20 protein-coding genes are annotated in these 24,667 nt (G+C 70.7%); 11 read left to right on the top strand and 9 right to left on the bottom strand.

What is annotated here, in order from left to right:
* Positions 1 to 7: 7 nt before the first annotated feature.
* The 3 genes from nrfD to fdh are packed head-to-tail and all read right to left on the bottom strand — an operon-like array spanning position 8 to position 5,346.
* Positions 8 to 1,099, bottom strand: a complete 1,092-nt coding sequence (gene nrfD, locus NR111_RS05965) for an NrfD/PsrC family molybdoenzyme membrane anchor subunit (protein ID WP_256820241.1) — start codon at positions 1,097 to 1,099, stop codon at positions 8 to 10.
* Positions 1,099 to 2,088 (bottom strand): 4Fe-4S dicluster domain-containing protein, encoded by a 990-nt coding sequence (locus NR111_RS05960; RefSeq protein WP_256820240.1) that lies wholly within the window; start codon positions 2,086 to 2,088, stop codon positions 1,099 to 1,101. The genes nrfD and NR111_RS05960 overlap by 1 nt, the downstream gene beginning before the upstream one ends.
* Before the next feature lie 3 nt (positions 2,089 to 2,091).
* Complete coding sequence (fdh, locus tag NR111_RS05955) at positions 2,092 to 5,346, bottom strand: formate dehydrogenase (RefSeq protein WP_256820281.1); 3,255 nt, start codon at positions 5,344 to 5,346, stop codon at positions 2,092 to 2,094.
* Between the two features lie 193 nt (positions 5,347 to 5,539).
* Between fdh and NR111_RS05950 the strand changes: the two genes are divergently transcribed.
* Positions 5,540 to 6,796: a hypothetical protein gene (locus NR111_RS05950; RefSeq protein WP_256820239.1), complete on the top strand. Its 1,257-nt coding sequence runs from the start codon at positions 5,540 to 5,542 to the stop codon at positions 6,794 to 6,796.
* Positions 6,797 to 6,805: 9 nt separating this feature from the next.
* Positions 6,806 to 7,843 carry an iron-containing redox enzyme family protein gene (locus tag NR111_RS05945; RefSeq protein WP_206473952.1) on the top strand — a complete coding sequence of 346 codons (1,038 nt, stop codon included), beginning with the start codon at positions 6,806 to 6,808 and terminating at the stop codon, positions 7,841 to 7,843.
* A 156-nt stretch (positions 7,844 to 7,999) separates the two neighbouring features.
* On the opposite strand, the gene NR111_RS05940 is transcribed toward NR111_RS05945, so the two are convergent.
* The 5 genes from NR111_RS05940 to NR111_RS05920 all read right to left on the bottom strand — a co-directional run bounded on the left by NR111_RS05940 (position 8,000) and on the right by NR111_RS05920 (position 11,206).
* Positions 8,000 to 8,170 (bottom strand): CDGSH iron-sulfur domain-containing protein, encoded by a 171-nt coding sequence (locus tag NR111_RS05940; protein WP_067720218.1) that lies wholly within the window; start codon positions 8,168 to 8,170, stop codon positions 8,000 to 8,002.
* A 34-nt stretch (positions 8,171 to 8,204) separates the two neighbouring features.
* Positions 8,205 to 8,873: a HemK2/MTQ2 family protein methyltransferase gene (locus NR111_RS05935; protein WP_132063497.1), complete on the bottom strand. Its 669-nt coding sequence runs from the start codon at positions 8,871 to 8,873 to the stop codon at positions 8,205 to 8,207.
* A gap of 108 nt (positions 8,874 to 8,981) precedes the next feature.
* On the bottom strand, positions 8,982 to 9,548 hold the full coding sequence (locus NR111_RS05930; RefSeq protein WP_256820238.1) for a hypothetical protein: 567 nt from the start codon (positions 9,546 to 9,548) through the stop codon (positions 8,982 to 8,984).
* Between the two features lie 21 nt (positions 9,549 to 9,569).
* Complete coding sequence (locus NR111_RS05925; RefSeq protein ID WP_067720034.1) at positions 9,570 to 10,658, bottom strand: inositol-3-phosphate synthase; 1,089 nt, start codon at positions 10,656 to 10,658, stop codon at positions 9,570 to 9,572.
* A complete protein-coding gene (locus tag NR111_RS05920; protein WP_067720031.1) occupies positions 10,655 to 11,206 on the bottom strand; it encodes a PadR family transcriptional regulator in 552 nt (183 codons plus the stop codon). The genes NR111_RS05925 and NR111_RS05920 overlap by 4 nt, the downstream gene beginning before the upstream one ends.
* 278 nt (positions 11,207 to 11,484) lie before the next feature.
* Here NR111_RS05920 and NR111_RS05915 point away from each other — a divergent pair, with 278 nt between their 5' ends.
* The 4 genes from NR111_RS05915 (at position 11,485) to NR111_RS05900 (ending at position 16,104) form a co-directional block, all read left to right on the top strand.
* Positions 11,485 to 11,883 (top strand): DUF5318 family protein, encoded by a 399-nt coding sequence (locus NR111_RS05915; protein ID WP_256820280.1) that lies wholly within the window; start codon positions 11,485 to 11,487, stop codon positions 11,881 to 11,883.
* A gap of 130 nt (positions 11,884 to 12,013) precedes the next feature.
* A complete protein-coding gene (locus NR111_RS05910; RefSeq protein WP_256820237.1) occupies positions 12,014 to 14,311 on the top strand; it encodes a transglycosylase domain-containing protein in 2,298 nt (765 codons plus the stop codon).
* 36 nt (positions 14,312 to 14,347) lie between these two features.
* Positions 14,348 to 15,916, top strand: coding sequence for a glycosyltransferase family 87 protein (locus tag NR111_RS05905; protein ID WP_067720024.1), 1,569 nt, complete (start codon positions 14,348 to 14,350; stop codon positions 15,914 to 15,916).
* The gene (locus NR111_RS05900; RefSeq protein ID WP_067720022.1) at positions 15,913 to 16,104 is read left to right on the top strand and encodes a hypothetical protein; all 192 of its coding nucleotides are present in this window, start codon (positions 15,913 to 15,915) and stop codon (positions 16,102 to 16,104) included. Before NR111_RS05905 ends, NR111_RS05900 begins: the two co-directional genes overlap by 4 nt.
* A 60-nt stretch (positions 16,105 to 16,164) precedes the next feature.
* On the opposite strand, the gene NR111_RS05895 is transcribed toward NR111_RS05900, so the two are convergent.
* A complete protein-coding gene (locus tag NR111_RS05895) occupies positions 16,165 to 20,148 on the bottom strand; it encodes a hypothetical protein (protein WP_256820236.1) in 3,984 nt (1,327 codons plus the stop codon).
* Between the two features lie 177 nt (positions 20,149 to 20,325).
* Here NR111_RS05895 and NR111_RS05890 point away from each other — a divergent pair, with 177 nt between their 5' ends.
* From NR111_RS05890 to dnaB, 5 genes are all read left to right on the top strand, one after another.
* Complete coding sequence (locus NR111_RS05890; protein ID WP_067720216.1) at positions 20,326 to 20,586, top strand: LuxR C-terminal-related transcriptional regulator; 261 nt, start codon at positions 20,326 to 20,328, stop codon at positions 20,584 to 20,586.
* Between the two features lie 157 nt (positions 20,587 to 20,743).
* Complete coding sequence (rpsF, locus tag NR111_RS05885) at positions 20,744 to 21,031, top strand: 30S ribosomal protein S6 (protein WP_067720016.1); 288 nt, start codon at positions 20,744 to 20,746, stop codon at positions 21,029 to 21,031.
* Between the two features lie 105 nt (positions 21,032 to 21,136).
* Complete coding sequence (locus tag NR111_RS05880) at positions 21,137 to 21,718, top strand: single-stranded DNA-binding protein (protein WP_256820235.1); 582 nt, start codon at positions 21,137 to 21,139, stop codon at positions 21,716 to 21,718.
* A 115-nt stretch (positions 21,719 to 21,833) separates the two neighbouring features.
* Positions 21,834 to 22,286, top strand: a complete 453-nt coding sequence (rplI, locus tag NR111_RS05875) for a 50S ribosomal protein L9 (RefSeq protein ID WP_067720010.1) — start codon at positions 21,834 to 21,836, stop codon at positions 22,284 to 22,286.
* Positions 22,287 to 22,772: 486 nt separating this feature from the next.
* Positions 22,773 to 24,596 (top strand): replicative DNA helicase, encoded by a 1,824-nt coding sequence (dnaB, locus tag NR111_RS05870; protein WP_372509951.1) that lies wholly within the window; start codon positions 22,773 to 22,775, stop codon positions 24,594 to 24,596.
* Positions 24,597 to 24,667: the final 71 nt, after the last annotated feature.

The raw sequence follows: 24,667 nt of genomic DNA, 5'->3' as shown, positions 1-24,667 counted from the left end.
GGTCCGGTTACCGCTCGCCCGCGTAGGCCTCCCCGCCACCGCGGGCGTCGCGCCGCTCGCGCTGGGGGATGACCACGTACTTCGGGTCGCGCGTGGAGGCCATCCCGGCGTGGAACACCGCCCACCGGGTGCACGCCGACCCCGCCGCCAGCGCGAGGCCGGCGACCGCGGACAGCGCGCGGTTGCGTCGCCCGAGCACGGCGCCCACCGCGCCGGCGGTGGTGAGGATCTGGGCGGCGCGGTGGTACGCCCCGGCCCGGCCCTCGTGGAGCGGTTCGGCGGTGATGCCCATCGACTGCTGCATGATCCGGTCGGCGGCGAGCTCGAGCGTCGCGCCGCCCACGGCCAGCCGCCGGGCGGGGCCCGTCTCGTGGAGCGGGTTGAGCAGCAGGCCCACCCCGCCGGACGCGGCCGCGGCGCTGCCGACAAAGACGAAGGGCAGCTCTCGGCGCGCCGCACTCCAGCTCGGGAGGGACGTGTCAGTGAGCAGCACCGCCGTGTACGACGCGACCGCCGGCGCCACGAGGGCGGCGACGATCCCGGCCGGTCGCGACGCGCGGGTGATGAATTCGGTGGGCAGTCGACGCGCCAGGCGGGCGGGCAGCAGCGGGACGACCTCCTGCCCCAGGGCCAGCCCCACGAACGGGCCGTACGCCGACAGGAGCCAGGTGCCCACGCTCATTGGCGAGGTCAGCTTGAGCACCCGCAGCATGTGGTGGAACCGCTCCGGGCGCCCCAGGTCGCGGACCAGGTAGTACAGACTGCCGGTGATCCCGCCGAGCGCGACGAACCGGGCGGAGCGGCGCTGGCTCGGCAGGCCCGCCAGGTCGGCCCCGGCGGCGAGCAGTGAGGAGCCACCGGCCAGACCGCCGAGGAAGAGATAAGCCGCGATGTCGTACTCCCACGGCGGGGCCTTGACGATCGGTGTGCCGTAGTAGGAGCGGAATTCCGCGGGGGGCACCACGAGCTGCTCGCGTCCCCCCTTGCCCTTTCGGCGGGTCCGGGTCTGCTGCCCCAGTCCTCCGGGGATGCTCGCCTTGTCGTCGTCGGCTCGGTTGTGGTCGGCTCGGTTGTGGTCGGCCCCGTTGCCGTCGCTCATCAGGACCCGCCCCCCGCGGCGAAGGCGGCCACCGCGCCGCCGAGCAGCGTCACCGCGGCCAGAGCGGCCTGCTGCCACATCTTCCCCACGAACCGGGTCGTCACCACCGGATCCGGCGGCAGTCCGTACACCTCCGGGTCGTCGAGCAGGAGGAAGAACGCGCCCGTGCCGCCGACTCCGTTGTTCGAGTCGTGCCCGTAGAGCTGGGCGTTCGGCTCGCCCGCCTCGACCAGCTGGTCCAGGCGGCCGGCAGCGCGCTCGCGGAGTTCGTCGAGGTCGCCGAACTGGATCGACTCCGTGGGGCACGCCTTGGCACAGGCGGGGGTCTGGCCCTCGGTGAGCCGGTCGTAGCAGAGCGTGCACTTCTGGGCGATGCCCACGGCGGGGTCGCCCGCGGGGCCCGAGCGGCGCTCGATCACGCCGTACGGGCACGCGCTCACGCAGTATCCGCAGCCGTTGCAGATGTCGCTCTGCACCACCACGGTGCCGAACTCGGTGTGCATGAGCGCGCCCGTCGGGCAGACGTCCACGCAGGCGGCGTGCGTGCAGTGCTTGCACACGTCCGACTCCATGAGCCAGCGGAAGTCGGTGGGCTCACCGGCGTCGGGGGAGTCGCCCGGCAGGGTCGACGCCGGTATCCCGAGGTCGACGGGCGCGGGCGCCGCGGGGGCCGGCGCGGCGGGTGCTGACGGCGCGCCGGCGTGCGCACCGGACCGGGCCGGCACCTCCTGCTCGATGAACGCGACGTGCCGCCATGTCGATGCGCCCAGCGCCTGGGTGTTGTCGTAGGACATGCCGGTGAGCTCGAGGCCGTCGGAGGGGATGAGGTTCCACTCCTTGCACGCCACCTCGCAGGCCTTGCAGCCGATGCACACGCTGGTGTCGGTGAAGAAGCCCTTGCGCGGCGGCGGGTCGGCGTAGCCGTTGTCCTCGGCGGGGTCGATGTCCCCGAAGAAGGACCGCCCGAGGTCGGACAGGAAGGCGGACATGATTCAGCTCTCCGTTCCCGGTTCGGTGGGCACGCCGGCGCGGCGACGGTACTCCTCGACGAACTCGAGTAGCGCGGGGCCACGCGGGCGGCGTCCCGCGACGATGTCACAGCTCGTCGCCTTGGTCGCGGGGATGGACACGTTGGGGTCGAGGGACTGGGCGAGCAGGTCGTTCGCCGGGTCGCCGATGCTCACGCCGTTGCCGCCCCAGTGATAGGGCAGCCCGATCTGGTGCAGGGTGCGGCCGTCGATGAGCAGCGGCGTCATCCGCCTGGTCACCAGGACCCGCGCCTCGATCGCGGAGCGGGCGGTGACGATCGTGGCCCAGCCCCCGTTGACCAGGCCCCGCTCCCGCGCCAGCTCGGGGCTGATCTCGCAGAAGAACTCCGGTTGCAGTTCGGACAGGTACGGCAGCGTCCGGCTCATGGCCCCCGCCGTGTGGTGTTCGGTCAGGCGGTAGGTGGTGAAGACGAACGGGAACACCTCGCTGCCCGGCTCCCCGTGGCCCGGCTGAGTCTCGTTGTACCGACCGGGGCGTATCGCGCGGGCGGGATTGGCGTCGTGACCCGGGTAGATCGGGTTCGCCACGGGCGACTCCGGCGGCTCGTAGTGCGCCGGCAGCGGACCGTCGGCCAGTCCGCGCGGCGCATAGAGCCACCCGCGGCCGTCGTCCTGCATGATGAACGGCTGCGCCCCACCGATGGCGTCCTGCGCCACCGCCCCCTCGGGCGGGGTGTAATCGGGCGCCTTGTCGGCCTCGAAGTCGGGCACGTCCTCGCCCACCCACCGGCCCGCGCCGTCGGCGGCGTCGGGATCCCAGCTGATGAGTGCCTTGCGTTCGCTCCAGGGCCGCCCCTCCGGGTCGGCGGAGGCACGGTTGTAGAGGATGCGACGGTTCGCCGGCCAGGCCCAACCCCACTCCGGGGCCACCGGGCCCTGCTCGTGGCGGGACTTGCGCCGCGCGGCCTGGTTGACGCCGTCGGCGTAGACGCCGCAGTAGATCCAACACCCGCACGAGGTCGAGCCGTCCGGCTTGAGCTGGGTGAACGTCGACAGGGGTTCGCCGTCCTCGCCGCGGCCGTTGATCTCGGCCAGCACGGCCTCGGCGTCGGGTTCGTCGTCCGAGCCCGGCTCCATCGGGTAGTCCCAGGTCAAATCCAGTAGCGGCCGGTCTCGGGGGTCGGTGGAGTCGGCCAGCTTCTCCCGCAGGCGACGCCCGAGGTGGTAGTAGAACCACAGTTCACTGCGCGCGTCCCCCGGTGGCTCGACGGCCTGGTGTCGCCACTGCAGCAACCGCTGCGTGTTGGTGAACGTGCCCTTCTTCTCCACGTGGTTGGCGGCCGGGAAGAAGAAGACCTCGGTGCCGATGTCCTCCGGGCGCATCTCGCCGGTCTCGATCTCCGGGCCCCTGCGCCAGAAGTCGGCGCTCTCGATCATCACGAGGTCGCGGACGACCAGCCAGTCGAGGTTGGCCAGCCCGGCGCGCTGCATCCGCCCGTTGGCGGTGCCCACGGCGGGGTTCTCGCCGACGAGGAAGTACCCGCCGCCGCCTTCGTTGATCTGCCGCTGCACCGTGACGGTCGAGTCGTGCTTGCCCGTGAGCTTGGGCAGGTAGTCGTAGGCGAAGTCGTTGTCCGCGGTGGCGGCGTCGCCCCACCAGGCCTTGAGCAGGCTGACGGTGTACGAGCGCATGTGCCCCCAGAAACCTTGCGCCACGTCGTCGGTGCCGATGTAGCTGTCCAGGTCCGGCTGCTCGCCGGCGTTCGGCGTGGGTAGGTACCCGGGCATGAGGTCGTACAGCGTCGGGATGTCGGTGGAGCCCTGGATGCTGGCGTGGCCGCGCAGCGCCATGATGCCGCCACCGGGGCGGCCGATGTTGCCGAGCAGCAACTGGAGGATCGCGGCCGTGCGAATGTACTGCACTCCCACGGTGTGCTGGGTCCAGCCGACGGCGTAACAGAACGCGGTGGTGCGTTCCCGTCCCGAGTTCTCGGTCAGCGCACGGGCGACACGGAGGAAGTCGTCGGCGGCGACGCCGCAGGTCCGCTCGACCATCTCCGGCGTGTAGCGGCTGAAGTGCCGTTTGAGGATCTGGAAGACGCAGTGCGGGTGCTGCAGGGTCTCGTCGCGCGGGGGATCCTCGGTCGTGTCGGACGCGCGGGCGCCGGCGGCGCCGGGGGTCTCGGAGGCCTCGTCCTCGGCATCGTCGTCGTCGCGGCCCTCGTCGGGCATGTCGTTCTGGGCACCCGCGTACTGCCAGGACTCCAGGTCGTAGGTCCGGTTGTCGGCGTCGAAGCCGGAGAACAGGCCCGCGAGGTCCTCGGTGTCCTCGAAGTCCTCGCCGATGATCGTCGACGCGTTGGTGTAGGCCAGCACGTACTCCGAGAACCAGGCGTCGTTGGTCAGGACGTGGTTGATCAGCCCGCCGAGGAACGCGATATCCGACCCCGCACGGATGGGTACGTGCTGGTCAGCGAGCGCACTGGTGCGCGTGAACCGGGGGTCGACGTGGATGATCGTGGCGCCACGGCGCTTGGCCTCCATGACCCACTGGAACCCCACCGGGTGCGCCTCGGCCATGTTGGAACCCTGGATGACGATGCAGTCGGCGTTCGCGAGGTCCTGCTGGTAGTTCGTGGCACCACCACGCCCGAATGAGGTTCCCAGACCGGGAACGGTGGAGGAGTGTCAAATGCGCGCCTGGTTCTCCACCTCGATGGCGCCGAGCGCCGTGTAGAGCTTCTTCATGAGGTAGTTTTCCTCGTTGTCCAGCGTCGCCCCGCCCAGGCTGGCGAGACCCCGGGTGCGCCGGACGGTGTCTCCGTTCGAGTCCGTCTCCTCCCAGAACTCCTTCCGCGACTCCAGCACGCGGTCGGCGACCATCTCCAGGGCCGTTTCGAGGGCGAGTTCCTCCCAGTCTGTCGCGTACGGCTTGCGGTGGAGCACCGTGGTGATGCGGTCCGGGTTGGTGACGAGCTGCTTGCTCGCCGAACCCTTGGGGCACAGGCGGCCGCGGGAGATGGGGCTGTCGTCGTCGCCCTCGATCTGGGTGACCTTGCCACCGGAGACGTAGACGTCCTGGGCGCACCCGACCGCACAGAACGGGCAGACGCTCTTGACCACCTTGTCGGCGGTGGTGGTGCGGGGGGTGATCTCGAGGGAGCGCCGGGAGCGGGTCGCGGAGCCACGACCGAGAAGATCCTCGCCGGTGAACTGTCGCCACACGGGCCAGTTCAGCGGTGAACCGCGGCGGGCCAGTTCCGGCCGCGACGCCCGCAGCCGACCGGGGTCGGGCTGGTGTTCCGACCTCGCCTGTTCCGACCTCGCCTGTTCCGACATCGTCACCTCCCGTTCTCCTGTCCGCACCACGTGGGTTCCGTCCGATGTAACGCCAGCACGATGACCGTCGCAACCGATTTGGCGAAACCTCTCCCGGACGCATGATGGAGGGGTGGACGAGCAGACATCGAACCAGCACGAGCCGTGGGCGACGGTCGGTCTCATGGCCGACCCCGGAGTGCCCCGCCGGGTCGCGGAGGCGATCGCGGACGACCTCGCCGACGACCTGACGCGCGAACTCGGGGGTCGGTGGCGGGTGGAGGTCGACCAGGAGACCCTCCCGCTCGGACCGGACGGCGAGATCCGGCTCACCGAGCACGCCCCCCGGCTCCTGCAGGAACATGACTGGGATTTCGTCCTCTATCTGACGGACCTCGCCACCCGTTCCGACGGGGACCCGCTGCTCTACGACGTGAGCGGCTCGACCACCGCGGCGCTGGTGTGTATTCCGGTGTTCGGCATCGTCAGAGTGCGGTCGAAGGTCCGGAAGCTCGCCCTCAAACTGGTGCGCGCGGGCACCCACCAGAGTGGACTGGGCGCGCCCGCGACGGACGACCTGCCCCCCGAGCACTGCCGAGGCTTCCTCAATAAGGCCCGGTTGCTGACGGGGATGGTGCGCAACAACCGGCCCACCCGGATGATGACGGCGCTGACCGGTGTCGTGGCCGCCGGGGCGGGGACGGGCGCGTTCGGCATCTTCTACGGGAGTATCGCCTCGCTCGCGGTGGCGTTGCATCCGCTCCGGCTGCTGCTGATCAGCGTGATGGGCGTGCTCACCCTGGTGGTGTGGCTCATCCTCCGCAACGGCCTGTGGACCCGCCCGGATGACGGGCTCACGGCGAGCAACCGGCGGATGGACAACGCGGCCACCGTCCTGACGGTCGGTACCGGCGTCGGCATCATGTACCTCGGCCTGCTGGCCGCCATGTTCGTGCTGGCGATCGCCGTGATGGACGCCGGATACCTGGAGACGCAGCTCGAGCGGCCCGTCTCAATCTGGGACTACGTCCACCTGGCCTGGCTGTCCAGTTGTCTCGGCGCCTTCGCCGGGGCGCTCGGGTCGAACTTCGACGACGAGGACGCCGTCCGCGAAGCCACCTACAGCCTGCGTTGGCACGAACGCCGCAAGATGTTCGACAGCTACGAGAGTGGGGATGCCGACAGCGACGAGCAGGAGGAACAGGAGCGGATCGAGCGCGAGTACGACGACGACGACGAGAACGACGACGAGAACGACGACGAGAACGACGACGGCGAGAGCGGGGACGAGGGCGACGACAACGACGACGGCGGCGAGAGCGGGAACGGGAGCCAGAGCTCCCGCGACGGGGGGCCGCGCGAGGTGGAGGACGACCGGCCGAGGGGGTAGACAAGGGATATGACAGCTGCACCGATCGACGCCGCCCCCGCGCAGGGCTCCGCCACGACCGCGCAGGACTCGGCCACGACCGCGCCGTCGCTTCCCGTCGCCTGTGGTCCACTGTCCGAGGCGGTCGTCGCGGCGTTGTCGTCTGGCGCCGTGCAGGACCTGCCGCCGGTACCGGCGGACACCGATCCGCTGGGCCGGGACCTGCAGCTCGCCCTGTACACGCTGTACGAACTGCACTACCGGGGTTTCGACGGGGTCGACGCGGAGCTGGAGTGGGAGCCGGACGTGCTGCGGCTGCGGCGGGACCTCGAGCGGGTCTTCCTCGGGCACCTGCGGTCGGCCGTCGAGCCGGGCGACGACCCCGTGGCAGAGATGGACGCACTGTCGGTCGAGGCGACCTCCGGCACCGGCCCGTCCTGGTACTTCAAGGACGAGGGGTCGTGGGACCAGTTGCGCGAGTACTTCGCCCACCGGTCCCTGTACCACCTCAAGGAGGGCGACCCGCACGCGTTCACCATCCCGCGTCTGCAGGGTCAGGCCAAGGCCTCGTTCGTCGCGGTGGAGTTCGACGAGTTCGGCGGTGGGCGGGGTGAGCGCGTGCACCAGCAGTTGTGGGCCGACCTCATGAGCGCCGCCGAGCTGGACCCGACCTACCTGGGTTACCTCGACCGGGTCTCGGCCGAGACGTTGTCAACGGTCAACCTCATGTCGATGTTCGGCCTGCACCGGTCACTGCGGGGCGCGGCGATCGGCCACTTCGCGGCCATCGAGATCACCTCGTCGCCGGGATCGGCCCGACTGGTGGCCGGACTGCGTCGGCTGGGCGCTCCCGAGGAGTGCGTCCACTTCTACGCCGAGCACGTGGAGGCCGATGCGGTCCACGAGCAGGTCATGCGGCACGACGTCGTGGGCGATCTGGTGCGCCGCGAGCCGGAACTGGCCGCCGACGTGGTGTTCGGTATGCGCGCGCTGGACTATCTCGACGACCTGGCCGCGGAGAAGATGCTCGCCGCGTGGAAGCGCGGCGAGTCCTCGCTCCTGTCCTGACACTCTCCCGGCCACTCTCCCGGCGAGCCGCCCGCCCCACCGCCCCGGAAAATCGGCTACTCCGAATCGGGATCCGCTATGCGCATCGGGGTAGCAGATCCCGATTCCGGGTAGCGGATTCGCGGGAAGGGGTCCGCCGCCGCCCCGGGGCCGCGCTCAGTCGTCGTCGCGGGCCGGGTCGGTTGCCCGGACCTTGCGGCGGTGGCTCGTGTCGCACAACGGGTAGGTCTTGCTGCGCCGACACGTGCACACGGCCACCATGAAGCGGTCCGAGCACACGCGCTCCCCGTCGGGCGTCGTCATGTCGACCGGGCCCTCGATGAGCATCGGTCCCCCGGGCACGATCCGCACCCGCCGGGCGTCAGACGCGGTCAACGCGGATCACCACCAGCTCCTCCTCGCGGCGACCGGGCTCGAGCAGGCCGGCGGCCTCGAGTCGCTCGGCGTACGAGGTCATGACGGGACCGAAGTCCACGACGCGGGTGGCGACGGCCCGCGCGGTGAATCCCGACTGCTCGAGCTTGCGGATGGTCTGCGGGGGGTCCGAGAACTCCGAGTGCACGATCATCATGCTCCCGCCGGGCGAGACCAGGTCCGGGGCGAGGTCGCACAGCTGGTCCAGCACCACGCGGCCGTTGGCGCCGGCGTCCCACGCCCGGTTGGGTCCGGTGCCCTCGAGCGGGGCGTCGGACGGGACGTACGGCGGGTTGGAGACCACCACGTCGTAGGGGCCGGCCCGGCGGGCGTCGTCGAGGGTGCCGAGCCGGACGTCCACCTGCACTCCGGCCCGGTCGGCGTTGCGGGACGCGCACGCGACGGCGGCGGGGGAGATGTCGTAGGCGAATACTTCCCGTGCGCCCTTGAGCGCGGTCTCGATGGCGAGGATGCCGCTGCCTGTACAGATGTCGAGGACCCGCCGCCCGGCGACCAGATCGCACTGGTCGAGCGCCTCACAGATGAGCCAGGAGTCGTCCTGGGGCGCGTAGACACCGTCGTCGACCTCGATATGGGTGAACCGGGTCTGGGTCATCGGGGCCTCCGGTTGATCTTCGGGACAGATGTTGTCCAGTCAATCGGCGAAGCGCCCCACCTGCAACCGGATGCGGTCCCATCGGGCCCGGCCGGCGCCCCGGGGGTCTTACTGCCAGTAGAGGCCGCCGGGGACGTCGCCGCCGCCGGTGAGACGGCAGGTGAGCACGGCGCCGTCGGCGGAGGTGACCGCGAGGCCCTCCTGGGCGCACGGTCCGCCGGGTCGCGCCTGTCCGGTGGCGTCCGCGACCGCGGCCCCGCCTGTCCCACCCGTGCCGCCCTGCGGCAGCCACAGTGGGCCGGCGCCGCCGGGGTCCTCGGTGCAGAACAGGGCCGAACCGTCCTCGGCCTGGGCGACCTCGCCGAGCATCTGGCAGGGCCCACCGGTGCCGACGACGTTGGCGGGCAGTCGGGGCGCGGGGGCGGCGGAGACGGGCGGTGCCGGCGCGGGTGGCGCGGAGACGGGCTCCGCGGTGTCGGGGGCCGTGGTGGTGGGAGCCGGGGTCGAGGACGACGACGAGGTGTCGGGCCGCGTCGTCGGCGAGGTGGCGGAGTCGTCGGCGGTGTCGGCGGAACAGGCCGAGAGTGCGACACCGGCCGCCATCGCGAGTGCGATGACGGCCAAGACACGACGACGCCCCGGGGTGGTGTGCGGGTGGTTCGTCGCTGTGTTCATACGATCCTTCTGCTGCGCTGGTCAGGCCCCGATGATGAAGGCCTCGAGCTCGGCGCGGGCCTTGTCGTCCGCCATCTGCTCCGGCGGCGACTTCATCAGGTACGCCGAGGCGGGCAGGATCGGTCCCCCGATGCCGCGGTCCTTGGCGATCTTGGCCGCGCGGACGGCGTCGATGATGATGCCCGCCGAGTTGGGGGAGTCCCACACCTCGAGCTTGTACTCGAGGTTGATCGGGGCGTCGCCGAACGCGCGTCCCTCGAGACGAACGTACGCCCACTTGCGGTCGTCGAGCCACTCCACGTAGTCGGAGGGGCCGATGTGGACGTTGCGGTCGTGGATCTTGTCCTTGAGCGACCCCTCCAGGTTGGAGGTCACGGCCTGGGTCTTGGAGACCTTCTTGGACTCCAGGCGGTCACGCTCGAGCATGTTCTTGAAGTCCATGTTGCCGCCGACGTTGAGCTGGTACGTGCGGTCCAGCGCGACGCCGCGGTCCTCGAAGAGCTTGGCCATGACGCGGTGGGTGATGGTGGCACCGACCTGGCTCTTGATGTCGTCGCCGACGATCGGGACGCCGGCGCTGCGGAACTTCTCGGCCCACTCCGGGTCGGAGGCGATGAACACGGGCAGGGCGTTGACGAACGCGACGCCCGCGTCGATGCAGCACTGCGCGTAGAACTTGTCGGCCTCTTCCGAACCGACGGGCAGGTAGCTGACCACGACGTCGACCTCGGCGTCACGCAGGGCCTGCACGATGTCGACGGGCTCGGCGGCGGACTCCTCGATGGTCTCGCGGTAGTACTTGCCCAGGCCGTCGAGGGTGGGTCCGCGCTGCACGGTGACGCCGGTCGGCGGCACGTCGCACAGCTTCAGGGTGTTGTTCTCGGAGGCGTTGATCGCCTCGGCGAGGTCCATGCCGACCTTCTTGCCGTCCACGTCGAACGCGGCGACGAACTCGACGTCGCCCACGTGGTAGTCGCCGAACTTGACGTGCATGAGTCCGGGGACGGTCTGGTCGATCGCGGCGCCGGCGTAGAACTCGACGCCCTGCACGAGCGAGGACGCGCAGTTGCCGACGCCGACGATCGCGACGCGCACCTTCTTGTCGGTCATTGGGGATCTCCTTGTGATGGGTTCTCTGTCCGGATGAGTTCGTTGATCCAGCGCAGCTCGCGCTCGCTGGTCTCCAGCCCGAGCAACGTGAGTTGCCGGGCGTAGCGCAGTTCGGTGGGTCCGGCGCGGGTGGCGGCGTCGCGTTGGCTCTCGCGACGCTCCTCCAGCACCCGACGCCGGCCCTCGAGAAGGCGCACCCGGGCGGGCCCGGGAGTGCGGTCGAAGAACGCGAGGTGGACGCCGAAACCGTCGTCGGCGAACGACGCCGACACCGGCTCGTCGAGCAGGGCCGCCAACGTCCCCTTGCCGCGGGTGGTGATGCGGTAGGTCTTGCGCCCGCGCCGCGCGGTGGCGGGCGGCCTGGTGGCGGTGGCGGCGGAGGAGTCCTCGACGATGTCGCCCTGCTGCTGGAGGCGGCGCAGAGTGGGGTAGAGGGATCCGAAGGACACGGTCCGGACCGTCCCGAGCATCTCGGAGAGTCGCTTGCGCAGCTCGTAGCCGTGCATCGGCCGTTCGTCGAGCAGACCCAGGATGGCCAGTTCGAGCACTCCACCTCCCCCTTCCCGCGAATCGTGCCTGTGCGCGTCATGCGCCGTGTGTCATGCGACGGTTTCAGACTGTACACCCGCTAATGTATCGGGTCGATATACCGAGTAGTGGCATCGGTCCGAGGTGTCGGCACGCTCCGCGGCTCGCTCCGGCCCGGGCCCGCTGCGGGGGCCGTAGGCTGGACGCCGTGGACCAGGCCGACTCCCGCTCCCCGCGACCCGGCCCCCCGCCGGGGCCCGAGGACCCCACCGGCCGTGCGGCGCTACAGCGTCGACGGGTGGTGGACTTCGCGCTGCGCCGCCGCGGCGTCCTGGGGGGCCTGCGCGAGGGCGCGCTCTCGCTGCGCGAGGTGTGCGACGCGGCCGTCTACCTCCTGCGGGCCGCCGGTTTCCACGGCGTGGAGACGGAGACGGTCTGCCCGGTGTGCCGCAAGGAGAACCTCACGGAGGTCTCCTGGGTGTTCGGCGACGACCTCGGTCCGGCGTCCGGGTCGGCCCGCGGTCGGGACGAGATAGAGCACCTCGCCTTGACCCACGACGAGTTCACCGTCCACGTGGTGGAGGTGTGCCGCAGCTGCTCCTGGAACCACCTGATCCTCTCCTACGAGGTGGGGCTCACCCCGGGTGCCGGAAAGCGCGTGCGACGAGCGGCGCGAGAGCTCCGCCGACACAGCTGACGCCCGCCCGGAGTGCCCGACGCGGGTTCCGGAGTACAGAATCGGTCGCGATTTCGTACACAATGGTCGCCAGAGCACCGCAACCGGGGGACTCCCGGGCCAGACGGGTCGGCTCGCAGGAGGGTAGAACATGTCGCAGAATGGCAGGACGAACCGGTCCGCCGACGAGGGCCGGAGCTCCAGCTCGGACCGGCGCGGCTGGGCCCGTCGCCATCCGGTCTGGACGACGGTGATCCTCCTCGCCGTCGTCGTCCTCGTGATCCCCCTGGCCATCGCGGGGGTGATGTACAACCGCACCGAGATCCCCAGCCCCGGCAGCGTCCGCACCGAACAGATCTCCGAGATCTACTCCAGCGACGGCACCACGATGATCGGCCGGATCGTGCCCCCGGAGGGCAACCGCACGCTCATCGAGCTCGACGCGATCCCCGTCCACGTGCGCAACGCGGTGATCGCCGCCGAGGACCGCAGTTTCTACACCAACGAGGGGTACGACCCCACCGGCATCGGTCGCGCGGTGATCGGGCAGATCACCGGCGAGGCCGGTGCGGGCGGTGGCTCGACCATCACGCAGCAGTACGTCAAGAACACGATGGTCGGTGACGCCCCCACGTACCAACGCAAGGCCAAGGAGATCGTCATCGCGGCCAAGATGACGAACGAGTGGTCCAAGGACCAGATCCTCGAGGCCTACCTCAACACCATCTACTTCGGCCGCGGCGCCTACGGCATCGCCGCCGCGTCCACCGCCTACTTCAACAAGCCGGTCGAGGCGCTCACGATCGAGGAGGGCGCGCTGCTCGCCGGCGTCATCCAGTCGCCGTCCGCGCTCGACCCGCTCAACAACCGGGCCGCGGCGGAGGGCCGCTGGAACTACGTCATGGACGGGATGCGGGAGATGGGCGCGATCGACGCCCAGCAGCGCGGCAACGCCGCGTTCCCGCAGGTCGTCGAGGACCCGCAGGCGATCGAGCAGAACGTCGGCGACCCGAGCAACGGACCCATCCGCCGTCAGGTGCTGGGCGAGCTCGCGGCCGCCGGGATCGACGAGCAGATGCTCAACACGCGGGGCCTGAAGATCACCACGACGATCGACCCCCAGACCCAGTCGGCGGTCGTCGACGCCGCCCGGTCGAACATGCAGGGCGAGAGGCCGGAGAACCGGACCGCCATCGTCTCGATCAATCCCAAGACGGGCGGCGTGATCGGGTACTACGGCGGCGAGGAGGCCGAGGGCTGGGACTACGCCAACGCCCCCCTGCAGACCGGTTCGACGTTCAAGATCTTCGGCGTCGCCGCCGCTCTCGATCAGGGCATCGGCCTGGGGACCCAGATCTCGTCCGCACCGGTGACCACCGGCAACGTCACGGTCACCAACGTCGACGGCCGGTCCTGTGGCTCGTGCTCCATCTCCCAGGCGTTGCTGCTGTCGCTCAACACCTCGTTCATCCGGCTCCAGCGCATGCTGGACAACGGGGCCAACGACGTCCGCGACATGGCCCACCGCACCGGCATCCCCAAGCAGATCCCGGGTCTACCGTGGGAGACGCTGAGCGAGCAGGGCGAGGATCCCTACGACGGCCTCATCCTGGGCCAGTACCCGATCCGCGTGCGGGACATGGCGACCGGCCTGGCGACCTTCGCCGCAGAGGGCGTCCACCGGCCGACCCACTTCATCGAGCGGGTCGAGACCGCCGACGGCGAGGTGCTGTTGGACAACTCCTCGATCGAGGGCGAGGAGGTGGTCGACCCCGACGTCGCCAACAACCTCACCTCCGCGATGCAGCCCATCGCTGCCTATTCGAACGGTCACTCGCTGGCCGGCGGGCGGCCCTCGGCCTCGAAATCGGGCACCACCCAGCTCGGCGAGACCGGGTACAACAAGGACGCCTGGTTCGTCGGCTACACCCCGTCGATCGCGACGGCCGTCTGGGTGGGGACCGACGACAACCAGCCGCTGCTCAACGCCTGGGGCGGCACCATGTACGGCGCGTCGCTGCCCGCCGACATCTGGAAGTCCGCGATGGACGGCGCCCTGTCCGGCACGGAATGGGAGAGCTTCCCCGAGCCCGGGTACATCGGCGGCCAGGCCGGCGCGTCCCAGGGGCAGTCCTACGGGAGCGGTTCGGGCACCACGGGCGGGACCGGTACCGGTGCCGGCACCGATGACTACGTCCCCCAGGCCAGTCAGGCCCCGGCCCCGGTCCAGCCCGCGCCGGCGCCGCAGGCTCCCGGCCCGCTCACGCTCCAGGTCCCCGGACTGCCGGAGATCGTCATCCCGGGCGCCGGTGCGCCGGCACCCGCACCCGCCCCGGCGCCCGCGCCCGAGCCCGCCCCGGTCCCCGGCGGCGGTGGTGCTGATGCCGGTGGCGGCACCGGCGGAGACGGAGGCACCGGTGGCGCAGGCGGCGGGGACGACGGGGCCTGATCCCGGGCGACCGGCCCCCGCCCCCGCCGCTAGGGTGTGACCGTGCAGAGCAACGGCCGTATCTCCCCGCTGCCGCTCGACGACGACCTCCGCTCCCTGGAGCCGCACGAGCGGGTCCGCCCCGGTGACGGGGTCGGCGCGGAGGCCATCGCGGCGTGGGGTGGGCCGGTCGGTCGTCACGCGGTGGTCGGCCGTCAACGGTTCTGGACGCCGCTGCGCGTGATCATGCTGTTCGCCGTGATCTTCCTGGCGTTCGGGTTCTTCTCCAAGTCCGCCTGCCTGGAGACCACCCACCCCACCGACGGTTCGCAGCCGGGCCTCAACTGGGACGGCCGCCAGTACTACAAGGCGTGTTACGCGGACCCGCTGCCGCTGTACTCGGCCGAGGGGTTGGACACCGGCGCCTTCCCGTACAAGTACATGTGGATCGCCGACAACGGCGAGGTCCGCTACATGGAGTACCCGGTGTTGTCCGGGATGTTCCAGTACGTCACGGCCCAGGCGGCCCAGGCCTGGCACGCGGTCTTCCCCGGCGGGCTCATCGAGGTGGCCAAGTACTTCGTCCTGGGCAGCGTCCTGCTCGCGATGGCGTGGATGATCGCCGTATGGGCCACCTACCAGTCCGCGGGGCGCAGGCCCTGGGACACGCTGCTCATGGCGGCCAGCCCGCTCATCATCTTCCAGGCCTTCACCAACTACGACCTGATGGCGATCGCGTTCGCCTCCGTCGCGCTGTTGCTGTGGGCCCGTTCGCGCCCGGTCTGGGCCGGGGTCGTGCTGGGCCTGGGCGTGGCGGCGAAGCTGTACCCGCTGTTCCTGTTCGGCGCACTTCTGGTGGTGGCCCTGCGCCGTCGGCGCTTCGCCGAGCTGGGTAAGGCGGCCGCGGCGGCGGTGGTGGCCTGGCTGGCCGTGAACCTGCCGATCATGATCCCGTTCCCCGAGGGCTGGCGGGAGTTCTACCGACTCAACTCGGACAGGCCCGCCAATCCCGAGAGCATCTACGCGGTCATCCAGACCCTCACCGGGTGGCAGGGCTTCGACGCGGCCCGCGCGGCGGGGGAGGCCCCCGCGACCCTCAACCTGGTGTCGTTGGTGTTGTTCGCGCTCGGCTGCATCGCGGTGCTCGTCATCGGACTCACTGCGCCCGTCACCCCCCGGGTCGCGCAGTTGGCGTTCCTCATCGTGGCGTTCTTCCTGCTCACGAACAAGGTGTGGAGTCCGCAGTACTCGCTCTGGCTGGTGCCCCTCGCGGTGCTCGCCGTCCCCCGCGTGCGGCTCCTGCTGCCGTGGATGGCGTTCGACGCCCTGCTCTGGGTGGCGCACATGTCGTACTTCCACGGCGTGGACAACAAGGGGATCGGCGCGGACGTGTTCCACCCACTCGTCCTGGTCCGCGACCTGCTGGTCGTGGCGATCTGCGCCGTGGTCATCCTCGAGATCTACCGCCCCCACCTGGACCGCGTCCGCATGACGCACCAGGGCACGCCCGAGGGCCCGGACCCGCTGGCCGGGGTGCTCGCCGACCCGGACGAACCCCTCGTCGTCGCCCCGCCCGCGAGGCGCGACCCCGTCGACGCCCCCCGGAAAGAGGACGCCGCCCCATGAGCACCAACTCCATGATCTGGATGTTCGTCTACATCCTGATCGGCTTCATCTGCATGGTCACCGCTGCCGGCGGCTACCGGGCCGGGTGGCGCCAACCCGTGTGGATCGGCTGGACGGTGGCGGCCTTCCTGTTCCTCACCGTCATCCCGGTCACGCAGGCGTTGACGATCGGCCTCCAACACGGCTGACCGCCCCCGCACCGCCCCCGCCCCCGGTCAGCGGCCCGGCGCTCCCACTGCGCGACCCGGTCAGCCACACAGGTCGAACGGCTCGGTGTCCGGGAAGTGCCGATCCCACTCCTCGGCGGTGAGCTGCACGCCACCGGCGCAGGCCTCGCTCACCACCCGGTCCGGGTCGAGCTGCCACATCCACATGGCGCCCTCGACGCCCACCGCGAGCAGGCCGCCCGTGGGCGAGGCGCTGCGGCCCTGGTAGAGCAGGGGATCGGTGGTCGATCCCAGAACCGCCCACGGTTGCGGCCCGGCAGGGTCGGACACGTCCACCACGGTGACCTGGCCGGTGCTCGAGGTGAGCATGAGCAGGTCGTCGTCCGCGGAGAACGCGGTCCAGTAGATCTCCCCGGGCGGCGCGGTGAACGAGGACAGTTCGCGGGGCGCGGTCGCGTCGGCCATGTCCCACAGTCGGATCGTCTTGTCCCCGCCGGAGGTGGCCAGCAGTGGCGAGCCGTGCGCGTACCCGGCCGACGGCGAGGCGCCGATCCCGGTGGTGAGCCGGTGGGCGACGGTCGGCCGGTCGGGGTCGGTGGTGTCGAGGACGACCGTCTCGGGCCCGAGGGTCGGCACGACGAGTTGCCCGGAATCGGCCGAGAACTCGGCGACGACGCACGGGTCGGGCAGCGGCACCGTGACCCGGAGCGTGGGCTCGGCGGGATCGGTGACGTCGACCAGTCCCAGGTCGGGGCTGGTGTCGCTGCACACGGCCAGGGTGCGCCCGTCGGGGCTGAGCGGGCTGGCCACCACCACCCCGGAGGTCACGGGCAGGGCCGCCACCGGGCGGGTGGCGGGCCCGAACGGCGCGGTGAACACCTGCAGGCCCCCGTCGGCGAGCCCGGCGTAGACGACGCGGCCGTCGGGGGACATGGCCAGGGAGCCGGAGAACCGGGTCCCGGCGTCGGGGACGACGCGGCCGGTCTCGCGCGGGACCGGGCCGGTGGTGTCGACGACGGTGTGGTGCAGTTCCGCGGCGGTGACGCCGAGGACCCCGGTGGTCCGATCCGCCGAGGACGCGGTCTGGAAGATCGAGTTGGACTCCGAGGCCGCCCCTAGGCGCCCCAGAGGCCAGAGCCGGACCAGGCCGTCGACCGAATACGTCACGAGGTGGTCGGAGTCGGTGAAGCGGACCCCGGTCGCGACCTGCGAGGCCGGCAATTCGGTGAGCATCCGCCCGACGGGGTCGTAGACGCGGACCCGCTCGTCCGACCCGGCGGCGGCGAGCCGCCCCCGGTCGTCGTAGGTGACGTCGTGGACGTAGGCGTTCCATCCGGTCAGTTCGGGCAGCGGGCGGGCACCCTTGAGGGCCGCGGCACCGTCAGCACCACCGGCGCCGTCCAGCTGCCAGCGCTGCACCGACCGGTCGGTGGTCCCGGCCGCGATCCGGGTCCCGTCGGGGCTCACCGCGAGGGCGAGCGGGATCGCGACCGGCCCGGTGTCGAGGTCCGGCCCGCGGCGACCCCGGCCGGACGCATCGGCGTCGAGCAGCGTCTTGACGCCCGCGGTGCGGTTGGCCGCCAGCAGGGTCTGGGAGTCGGGCAGCCATTCCAGTGCCTCGACGGGCTTGGCGACCTCGGCCCCGGGATCGGGGACGGCGACCCGCGCGCGCTGGTCGGTGACGGCCAGCGCCCCGCCGCGCATACCCAGCGGCCACCGCAGGACACGGCCGTCACCGGTACCGGCCGCGAGGGTGGTGCCGTCGGGGGAGAACGCGACGGAGTGGAACGGCCCGGCGCCCTCTTCGAGGGCGGCCAGGATCGTGGGCCCCGTGGGATCGCGCAGGTCGACCAGGTGCACCGCGCCCTGTCCGGCGACCCCGAGGACCGAGCCGCCCGGCGACAGGTCGGCGGCGTACAGCTCGTGGCGCTCCCCGACGCCCAGGGCGAGGGTCGCGACCGCCGCGGGGTCGCCCGCGCGGAAGATCCGCAGGACGCCGTCCGAGCTGACGGCGGCGACACCGCCGTCGTCCGGCAGCGCGATGACCCGTCCACTGCCGGGGGCGGCCTCGAACCGCAGTGGCACGTCGGCGCGGCTGGTGTTGAGCAGCGCCGAGCGCGCCTCGGTGGTGGGGTGGATCCGGTAGGCGGCCAGGGCCAACGCGCGGCCCAGGCCGGGGTCGCGGGAGAAGGCGGTGGTGGAGGAGACCGAGCCGGAGCGGGACAGGGCCACGTCGCGGGTGTGGCGGGCGTCCGCACCGGCGCGGAGTGCGACACCGCTCGCGACCAGGGCCAGTACGGTCACCACCGCCAACGACGCCGCCAGCACGGTCAGCGTACGGATGCGCCTGCGGTCCCTCCGGGCGACGGATCGATGATGGGATTCGGCGGCGGCGAGGAATTGCCGCTCCGATTCCGCCAGGTGGGCGCTGGGGCCGTCGTCGTCGTCCCTCCACCTCAGGTAGTCCGCGGTCGCCGACGCGGGGGGCAACGCGGACTCGTCGCGCCCCGACCCCTCCCAGTCAGCGGCGGCGGAGCGCACGCGCGCCAGGGTGCGCAGGCCCTCCCGGTCCGCGTCGATCCAGTCGACCAGGCGCGGCCACGAGGAGAAGAGGACCTCGTGGGTGGGGGTCACCGCCTCGCCGTCGACGGTGAGCAGGCCCGCGTGGGCGAAGGGGGTGGCGACGACGAGGAGGTCCTCGGACAGCTCGGCGAGCGGGGCGTGGCGGCGGACGGGACGGGCGGAACGGACGTCGACCAGCCGGAGGAACAGGGTCCTGCACGCGGCCCGGCCGGCCGGATCCAGTTCCTGGTAGACGGATTCCGCCGACGCGCGGACGGCGCCTTCCACCCCGCCGGAGGAATAGTAGTCGTCCACGGTGATGCGGCGGCGGCGGCTGCGCTCCCAGCACACCAGCAGCACATGGGACAGCAGCGGCAGGAGGGAGCGCTCGTCGGCGCCGCCGTCGGCGGGGGCGACCGCGTCGAGCAGCAGGTTCACCAGCGACGGCTCGACCGTGTAGCCGAGGGAGCGTGCGGGTTCGACGATGATCTCGGCGAGCTGCTCGCGGCTGGGCGGGCCGATCACCACCGGGTCGTCGAGGGCGTCGCGCAGGACGGGCTCGGCGAGGGCGGGCTGGAAGAAGTCCGCGCGCAGGGCGAGGATCGTCGGCCGGCCCTCGGCGGCGCGGGTGGCCAGCGCGTCGAGCACCTCCGCGCGGCGCGCGGGGCTCACCTCGTCCGCCCAGAGCTCCTCGAGCTGGTCGACGACGAGGTGGCCGGTGCTGCTCGCGACCTCGGCGGTGATCCCGGCCGGGCGCACGATCGCCACGGTCGAGCCCTCGGCGACCCATCGCGGGGCGAGACCGGCGGCGAGCAGCGACGACTTGCCCGAGCCGGAGGCGCCCACCACGACGAGCGGCCGCGTCCGTGAGGCGGTCACGCGGGCCAGGACCTGGTCGATCTCGGCCGCGCGACCGTGGAAGAGGGCGGCGTCGTCACTGAGGTAGGAGCGCAGACCGACATACGGGCTGCCGGTGTCGTCGGGCTGGGGCACGGCCGAGCGGGGCGTCGGTCGGGCGTCGGTCGGGTCGGACCCGGTCGGAGCAGCGGGGTCCGCCGACGATCCGGTCTCCCCGGGGCCGGTGCCGTTCTGCCCGCGGCGGGTGGTGCGGCGGGGGCCGGGTCGCATCCGGACCCGCTCGACGGCTGCACGCCACTCGTCGATGGTGGTGGCGGCGGCGGAGTCTGCGCGGGCGGGGTCCGTGCCGGCAGGGTCCGTGCCGGCCGGGTCCGTATCGGAGCCCGCGTCCCCGCCGACCCCGAGTAGACGGAGCAGCTCCACCAGTGTCGCCTCGCTCGCTCGGGTCGGCACGTGCTGGCCCGAGAACCAGCCGGAGGCGGTCCCGAGGGTCAGGGAGGGGACCAGCCGCACGACGTCGCGGACCGAGAGTCCGGCCGCCACCCGGAGCGCGGTGAGCGCGGTGCCGAGCTCCTCACGAGTCTGAATCTGAGAAGGAGCTGATCGTCCAACTGCGCCCTCGACGGGCTCGCGGGGGGTGTGCACGGTCAACATCGTACGGCCGGCCGACCGGCGTACGGAAGGGATTCGGAGGTCATGTGCTGGGGTTTCATACGATCGTAGGACGCATCCGTACGGACTTGTACTGATATTTCGGGGGAAGTTCACGCCGTGACCGGGCGTCGCCAGAATGAGTCGGAACTCATCGAACGAGAGGGCGCCATGACCGCCACGATCCCTTTCCGCCCCGCCGCGGCCCGTCCGGACCTCAGTGACCGGGAGGTCGAGGTCCTCATCGCCTGGCTCGCCTCGGACAGCAAGCGCGAGGTCACCGAGCGGCTGTTCCTGGCCGACTCCACCGTCAGCACGTACATCCAGCGGGTGCGTTCCAAGTACGACGCCGTCGGCCGGCCCGCGCGGACCAAGGTCCGGTTGCTGCTGCGGGCGGTGGAGGACGGTTACGTCAGACTCGACGACCTGTGAGGGGGTGGCACGCCCGCACGACGGCGCTGCCACCGCCGACGGGGATTTCGTCTGCCGAGGTCACCGGGGTAGCCTTGAGCGGTTGCTGACGCAACGACCCTCCTGCCACGGAGACACCGTGGCCGAATCTGTAGTCCACAGGAGGTGATGAGGTCCCATGCGTCAATACGAAGTGATGGTCATCCTCGATCCGAGTCTCGACGAGCGCACCGTGGCGCCGTCGCTGGACACGTTCCTCAACGTGATCCGGCAAGAGGGCGGATCGGTCGACAAGGTCGATGTCTGGGGGAAGCGCCGCTTCGCCTACGAGATCAACAAGCAGACCGAGGGCATCTACGCCGTCGCGCAGATCAAGTCCGAGCCGGACGCGGTCAAGGAGCTGGATCGTCAGCTCGGTCTGAACGAGAACGTTCTCCGCACCAAGGTGCTCCGCGCCGACAAGTGACCCGGAGTGTCCGACCGCACCGGTAATCTGGGCGCGGTCGGTCGGCCTTCGATCACCATCCACCTCAGGCTGTAATACGCCGGCTTCAACACGGAGGACAAGCGCATGGCACAGGGCGACACCCCTATCACAGTGGTCGGGAACATCGTCGCGGACCCCGAGCTGCGGTTCACGCCGTCGGGTGCCGCGGTGGCGAACTTCCGGATCGCCTCCACGCCACGTCGCTTCAATTCGCAGACCAACCAGTGGGAGGACGGCGAAGGCCTGTTCCTCACCTGCAACGTCTGGCGGCAGGCGGCGGAGAACGTCGCCGAGTCGCTCCAGAAGGGCATGCGCGTCATCGTCAACGGTCGGCTGCGCCAGCGGTCGTACGAAACCCGTGAGGGCGAGAAGCGCACCGTCTATGAGGTGGAGGTCGACGAGGTCGGCCCGTCGCTCAAGTACGCCACCGCCAAGGTGACCCGCACCAACCGCGAAGGCGGCGGGGGCGGCGGCCAGCAGGGCGGCGGATTCCAGGGTGGCGGCCAGCCGCAGGGCGGCGGCGGATTCCAGGGCGGCGGTCAGCCGCAGGGCGGATACGGCGGCGGCCAGGGCCGTGGTCAGCAGAACGACGACCCGTGGGGCAGCGCCCCGCAGGCCGGCGGTTCCGGTGGCTTCGGTGGCATGGACGACGAGCCTCCGTTCTAGGGCGAGTCGATTTCCCCGGGACGCCACCCGCGTCCCACCCCATAAGCATGAGACATGACCTCGCGACATCCCGGCCCCGGTCGGGTCCGTCGGAGGAAAGAAAGGTAGACGGATCATGAAGCTGATCCTCACCGCCGACGTCGACAAGCTCGGTGCGCCGGGCGACATCGTCGAGGTCAAGGGCGGATACGGTCGTAACTTCCTGCTCCCGCGCGGGCTGGCCATCGTGGCCACCCGTGGCGCCGAGCGTCAGGTCGACTCCATCAAGCGGGCCCAGGAGGCTCGTGAGGTGCGCGACTCGGACCACGCCAACGAGCTCAAGCAGAAGCTCGAGTCGCTGGCCGACGTCAAGGTCGCGGTCAAGACCTCGGACACCGGCAAGCTGTTCGGTTCGGTCACCGCGGGCGATGTCGCCTCCGCCATCAAGGCCGCGGGCGGACCGACTCTCGACAAGCGTGCCGTCGAGATGCCCAAGGAGCACATCAAGTCGACCGGCGCCCACAGCGTCGTCGTCGACCTGGGTCACGACACCACCGCGCGCGTCGCGGTCGAGGTCGTCCCCGCCTGATTCACCGCGAAGGGCCCCGACCGTCACAGTGACGGTCGGGGCCCTCGCTTTTGTGGACGGCCTGTGGATAACTAGTTGTAATGCCTAGGGTCCGGACGGTTCTCGGATCAGTGCCGTTCATCTTTCGTTATCCATTGTGTCCCTGTTTGTGACGTGGTAAGTACCGTTCTCCACCGGCGCCGCGACCTGCGACGATGATGGTGACCTGCGGTTTTGCTGAAAGTGGCCAGCGGTTTCCACCGGTTGTCCACAGTGATACGCCCATCGGCCCTGCGCAACTCACATCCATTCACAGTTGTCCACAGGTGCTCTCTCGCAAATGTGGATAGGCCTGTGGATAACCGGGTGGACGGGGCGCCGGGCGTGTCGGCGGGGTGACCTACAGTGGAGAGGTCGCTCGGCGCCTGTTCAGGGCCGGTGCCCATTCGGGTTGGCGCCCGATCGGGGTCGGTGGCGGTACGAGTTCTACAGCGGAGAGGAGCGGTCATGGCGCAGGGGGGATTCAGCGGTCCCGGCGAGATGCCGCCTCCGCCGGACGAGGGTGGCGGCGGAGAGTTCGGCCGCACCCCGCCGCAGGACCTCACCGCCGAGCAGTCCGTGCTCGGCGGGATGCTGTTGAGCAAGGACGCCATCGCGGACGTGGTGGAGGAGATCCAGCCGGGCGACTTCTACAAGCCCGCGCACCAGGCGATCTACGACGTCATCCTCGACCTGTACGCACGCGGTGAGCCGGCCGACGCCGTCACCGTGGCGGCCGAGCTCGACCGCCGGGGTGATCTCCGTCGTGCCGGCGGTGCCCCCTACCTGCACACGCTCATCTCCACCGTCCCCACCGCGGCCAACGCCGGGTATTACGCGCAGATCGTCGCGGAGAAGGCGGTGCTGCGCCGCCTGGTCGACGCCGGCACCCGGATCGTGCAGTTCGGCTACTCGGGGTCCGAGGGCGCGGATGTCGCCGAGGTGGTGGACCGCGCCCAGGCGGAGATCTTCGAGGTCACCGAGCGGCGCACCACCGAGGACTTCGTGATCATCGAGGAGCTGCTGCAGCCCACGATGGACGAGATCGACGCGATCCACACCGCGGGCGGGCTCGCCCAGGGTGTGCCCACCGGATTCGCCGACCTGGACGCCGTGACCAACGGCCTGCACGGTGGCCAGATGATCATCATCGCCGCCCGCCCCGGCGTGGGTAAGGCGCTGGCCCTCGACACCGTCCTGCCCACGCCCGACGGGCAGACCACCATGGGCGAGGTCGCGGTGGGGGACCGGGTGCTGGGTGCCGACGGGCAGCCCACCGAGGTCGTCGCCGTGACCGAGGTGTGGCAGGACCGTCCATGCTTCACAGTGCGGTTCAACGACGGCACCGAGCTGGTCGCCGACGCCGAGCACGAGTGGCGTATCGAGATGGGCGGCACCGAGCAGATCGTCACCACCAAGTCGCTCGACACCCTCATGCTGGTCTGCGACTTCGGCATCGTCGTCCCCGAGAGTCCCGGCTCCGACCGGGTGGCCCGGCTCATCACCGACGTGCGCAGTGCGGAGAGCGTCCCGGTCAGGTGCATCGAGGTCGCCGCCTCCGATCACCTGTACCTGGCCGGCCCCACGGCGATCCCCACGCACAACTCGACCATCGGCCTGGACATCATGCGGTCCTGCTCCATCAAGCACGGGCTCTCCTCGGTGGTGTTCTCGCTGGAGATGAGCCGCACGGAGATCGTCATGCGTCTCATGAGCGCGGAGGCGCGCGTGAAGCTGTCCGATATGAAGTCGGGCAAGATGAGCGATGAGGACTGGACCCGGATGGCCCGGCGTATGGGGGAGATCTCCGAGGCGCCGCTATTCATCGATGACTCGCCCAATATGACGATGATGGAGATCCGCGCCAAGGCCCGCCGGCTCAAGCAGAAGCACGACCTGCGGCTGATCGTGGTGGACTACCTCCAGCTGATGTCGTCGGGCAAGAAGGTGGAGTCCCGTCAGCAGGAGGTCTCCGAGTTCTCTCGTCAGCTCAAGCTGTTGGCAAAGGAGATCGACGTCCCATTGATCGCTATCTCCCAGCTGAACCGTGGCCCCGAGCAGCGGACCGACAAGCGGCCCCAGGTGTCCGACCTCCGTGAGTCCGGCTCACTGGAGCAGGACGCCGACATCGTCATGCTGCTGCACCGCCCGGACGCCTCCGAGCGCGACGATCCGCGGGCCGGAGAGGCCGACCTGATCCTGGGTAAGCACCGTGGTGGTCCCACGTCCACGATCACGGTGGCGCATCAGCTGCATTACTCGCGTTTCGTGGACATGGCGCGGGGGCTGTAGCTGCCGCTGTCGGTTGCCGAAGCTCTTGCTGAGGGAGTCTCTTCTTCCGGATCCTGAGGCGAATCTCGGTG

Source organism: Dietzia sp. Die43 (assembly GCF_024519835.1).
Classification (GTDB): domain Bacteria; phylum Actinomycetota; class Actinomycetes; order Mycobacteriales; family Mycobacteriaceae; genus Dietzia; species Dietzia kunjamensis.
The sequence above is the reverse complement of the archived record's forward strand: the minus strand, read 5'-3'. Positions and strand labels throughout refer to the sequence as shown.

Bases quoted from the DNA above. Each gene is read 5' to 3' on its own strand.
- dnaB (WP_372509951.1), top strand. From the start codon at position 22,773: ATGGCGCAGGGGGGATTCAGCGGTCCCGGCGAGATGCCGCCTCCGCCG.
- NR111_RS05960 (WP_256820240.1), bottom strand. From the start codon at position 2,088: ATGTCCGCCTTCCTGTCCGACCTCGGGCGGTCCTTCTTCGGGGACATC.
- rplI (WP_067720010.1), top strand. From the start codon at position 21,834: ATGAAGCTGATCCTCACCGCCGACGTCGACAAGCTCGGTGCGCCGGGC.
- NR111_RS05910 (WP_256820237.1), top strand. From the start codon at position 12,014: ATGTCGCAGAATGGCAGGACGAACCGGTCCGCCGACGAGGGCCGGAGC.
- NR111_RS05940 (WP_067720218.1), bottom strand. From the start codon at position 8,170: ATGCTCATCGAGGGCCCGGTCGACATGACGACGCCCGACGGGGAGCGC.
- NR111_RS05880 (WP_256820235.1), top strand. From the start codon at position 21,137: ATGGCACAGGGCGACACCCCTATCACAGTGGTCGGGAACATCGTCGCG.
- NR111_RS05925 (WP_067720034.1), bottom strand. From the start codon at position 10,658: ATGACCGACAAGAAGGTGCGCGTCGCGATCGTCGGCGTCGGCAACTGC.
- NR111_RS05890 (WP_067720216.1), top strand. From the start codon at position 20,326: ATGACCGCCACGATCCCTTTCCGCCCCGCCGCGGCCCGTCCGGACCTC.
- nrfD (WP_256820241.1), bottom strand. From the start codon at position 1,099: ATGAGCGACGGCAACGGGGCCGACCACAACCGAGCCGACCACAACCGA.
- rpsF (WP_067720016.1), top strand. From the start codon at position 20,744: ATGCGTCAATACGAAGTGATGGTCATCCTCGATCCGAGTCTCGACGAG.
- NR111_RS05935 (WP_132063497.1), bottom strand. From the start codon at position 8,873: ATGACCCAGACCCGGTTCACCCATATCGAGGTCGACGACGGTGTCTAC.
- NR111_RS05945 (WP_206473952.1), top strand. From the start codon at position 6,806: ATGACAGCTGCACCGATCGACGCCGCCCCCGCGCAGGGCTCCGCCACG.
- NR111_RS05900 (WP_067720022.1), top strand. From the start codon at position 15,913: ATGAGCACCAACTCCATGATCTGGATGTTCGTCTACATCCTGATCGGC.
- NR111_RS05930 (WP_256820238.1), bottom strand. From the start codon at position 9,548: ATGAACACAGCGACGAACCACCCGCACACCACCCCGGGGCGTCGTCGT.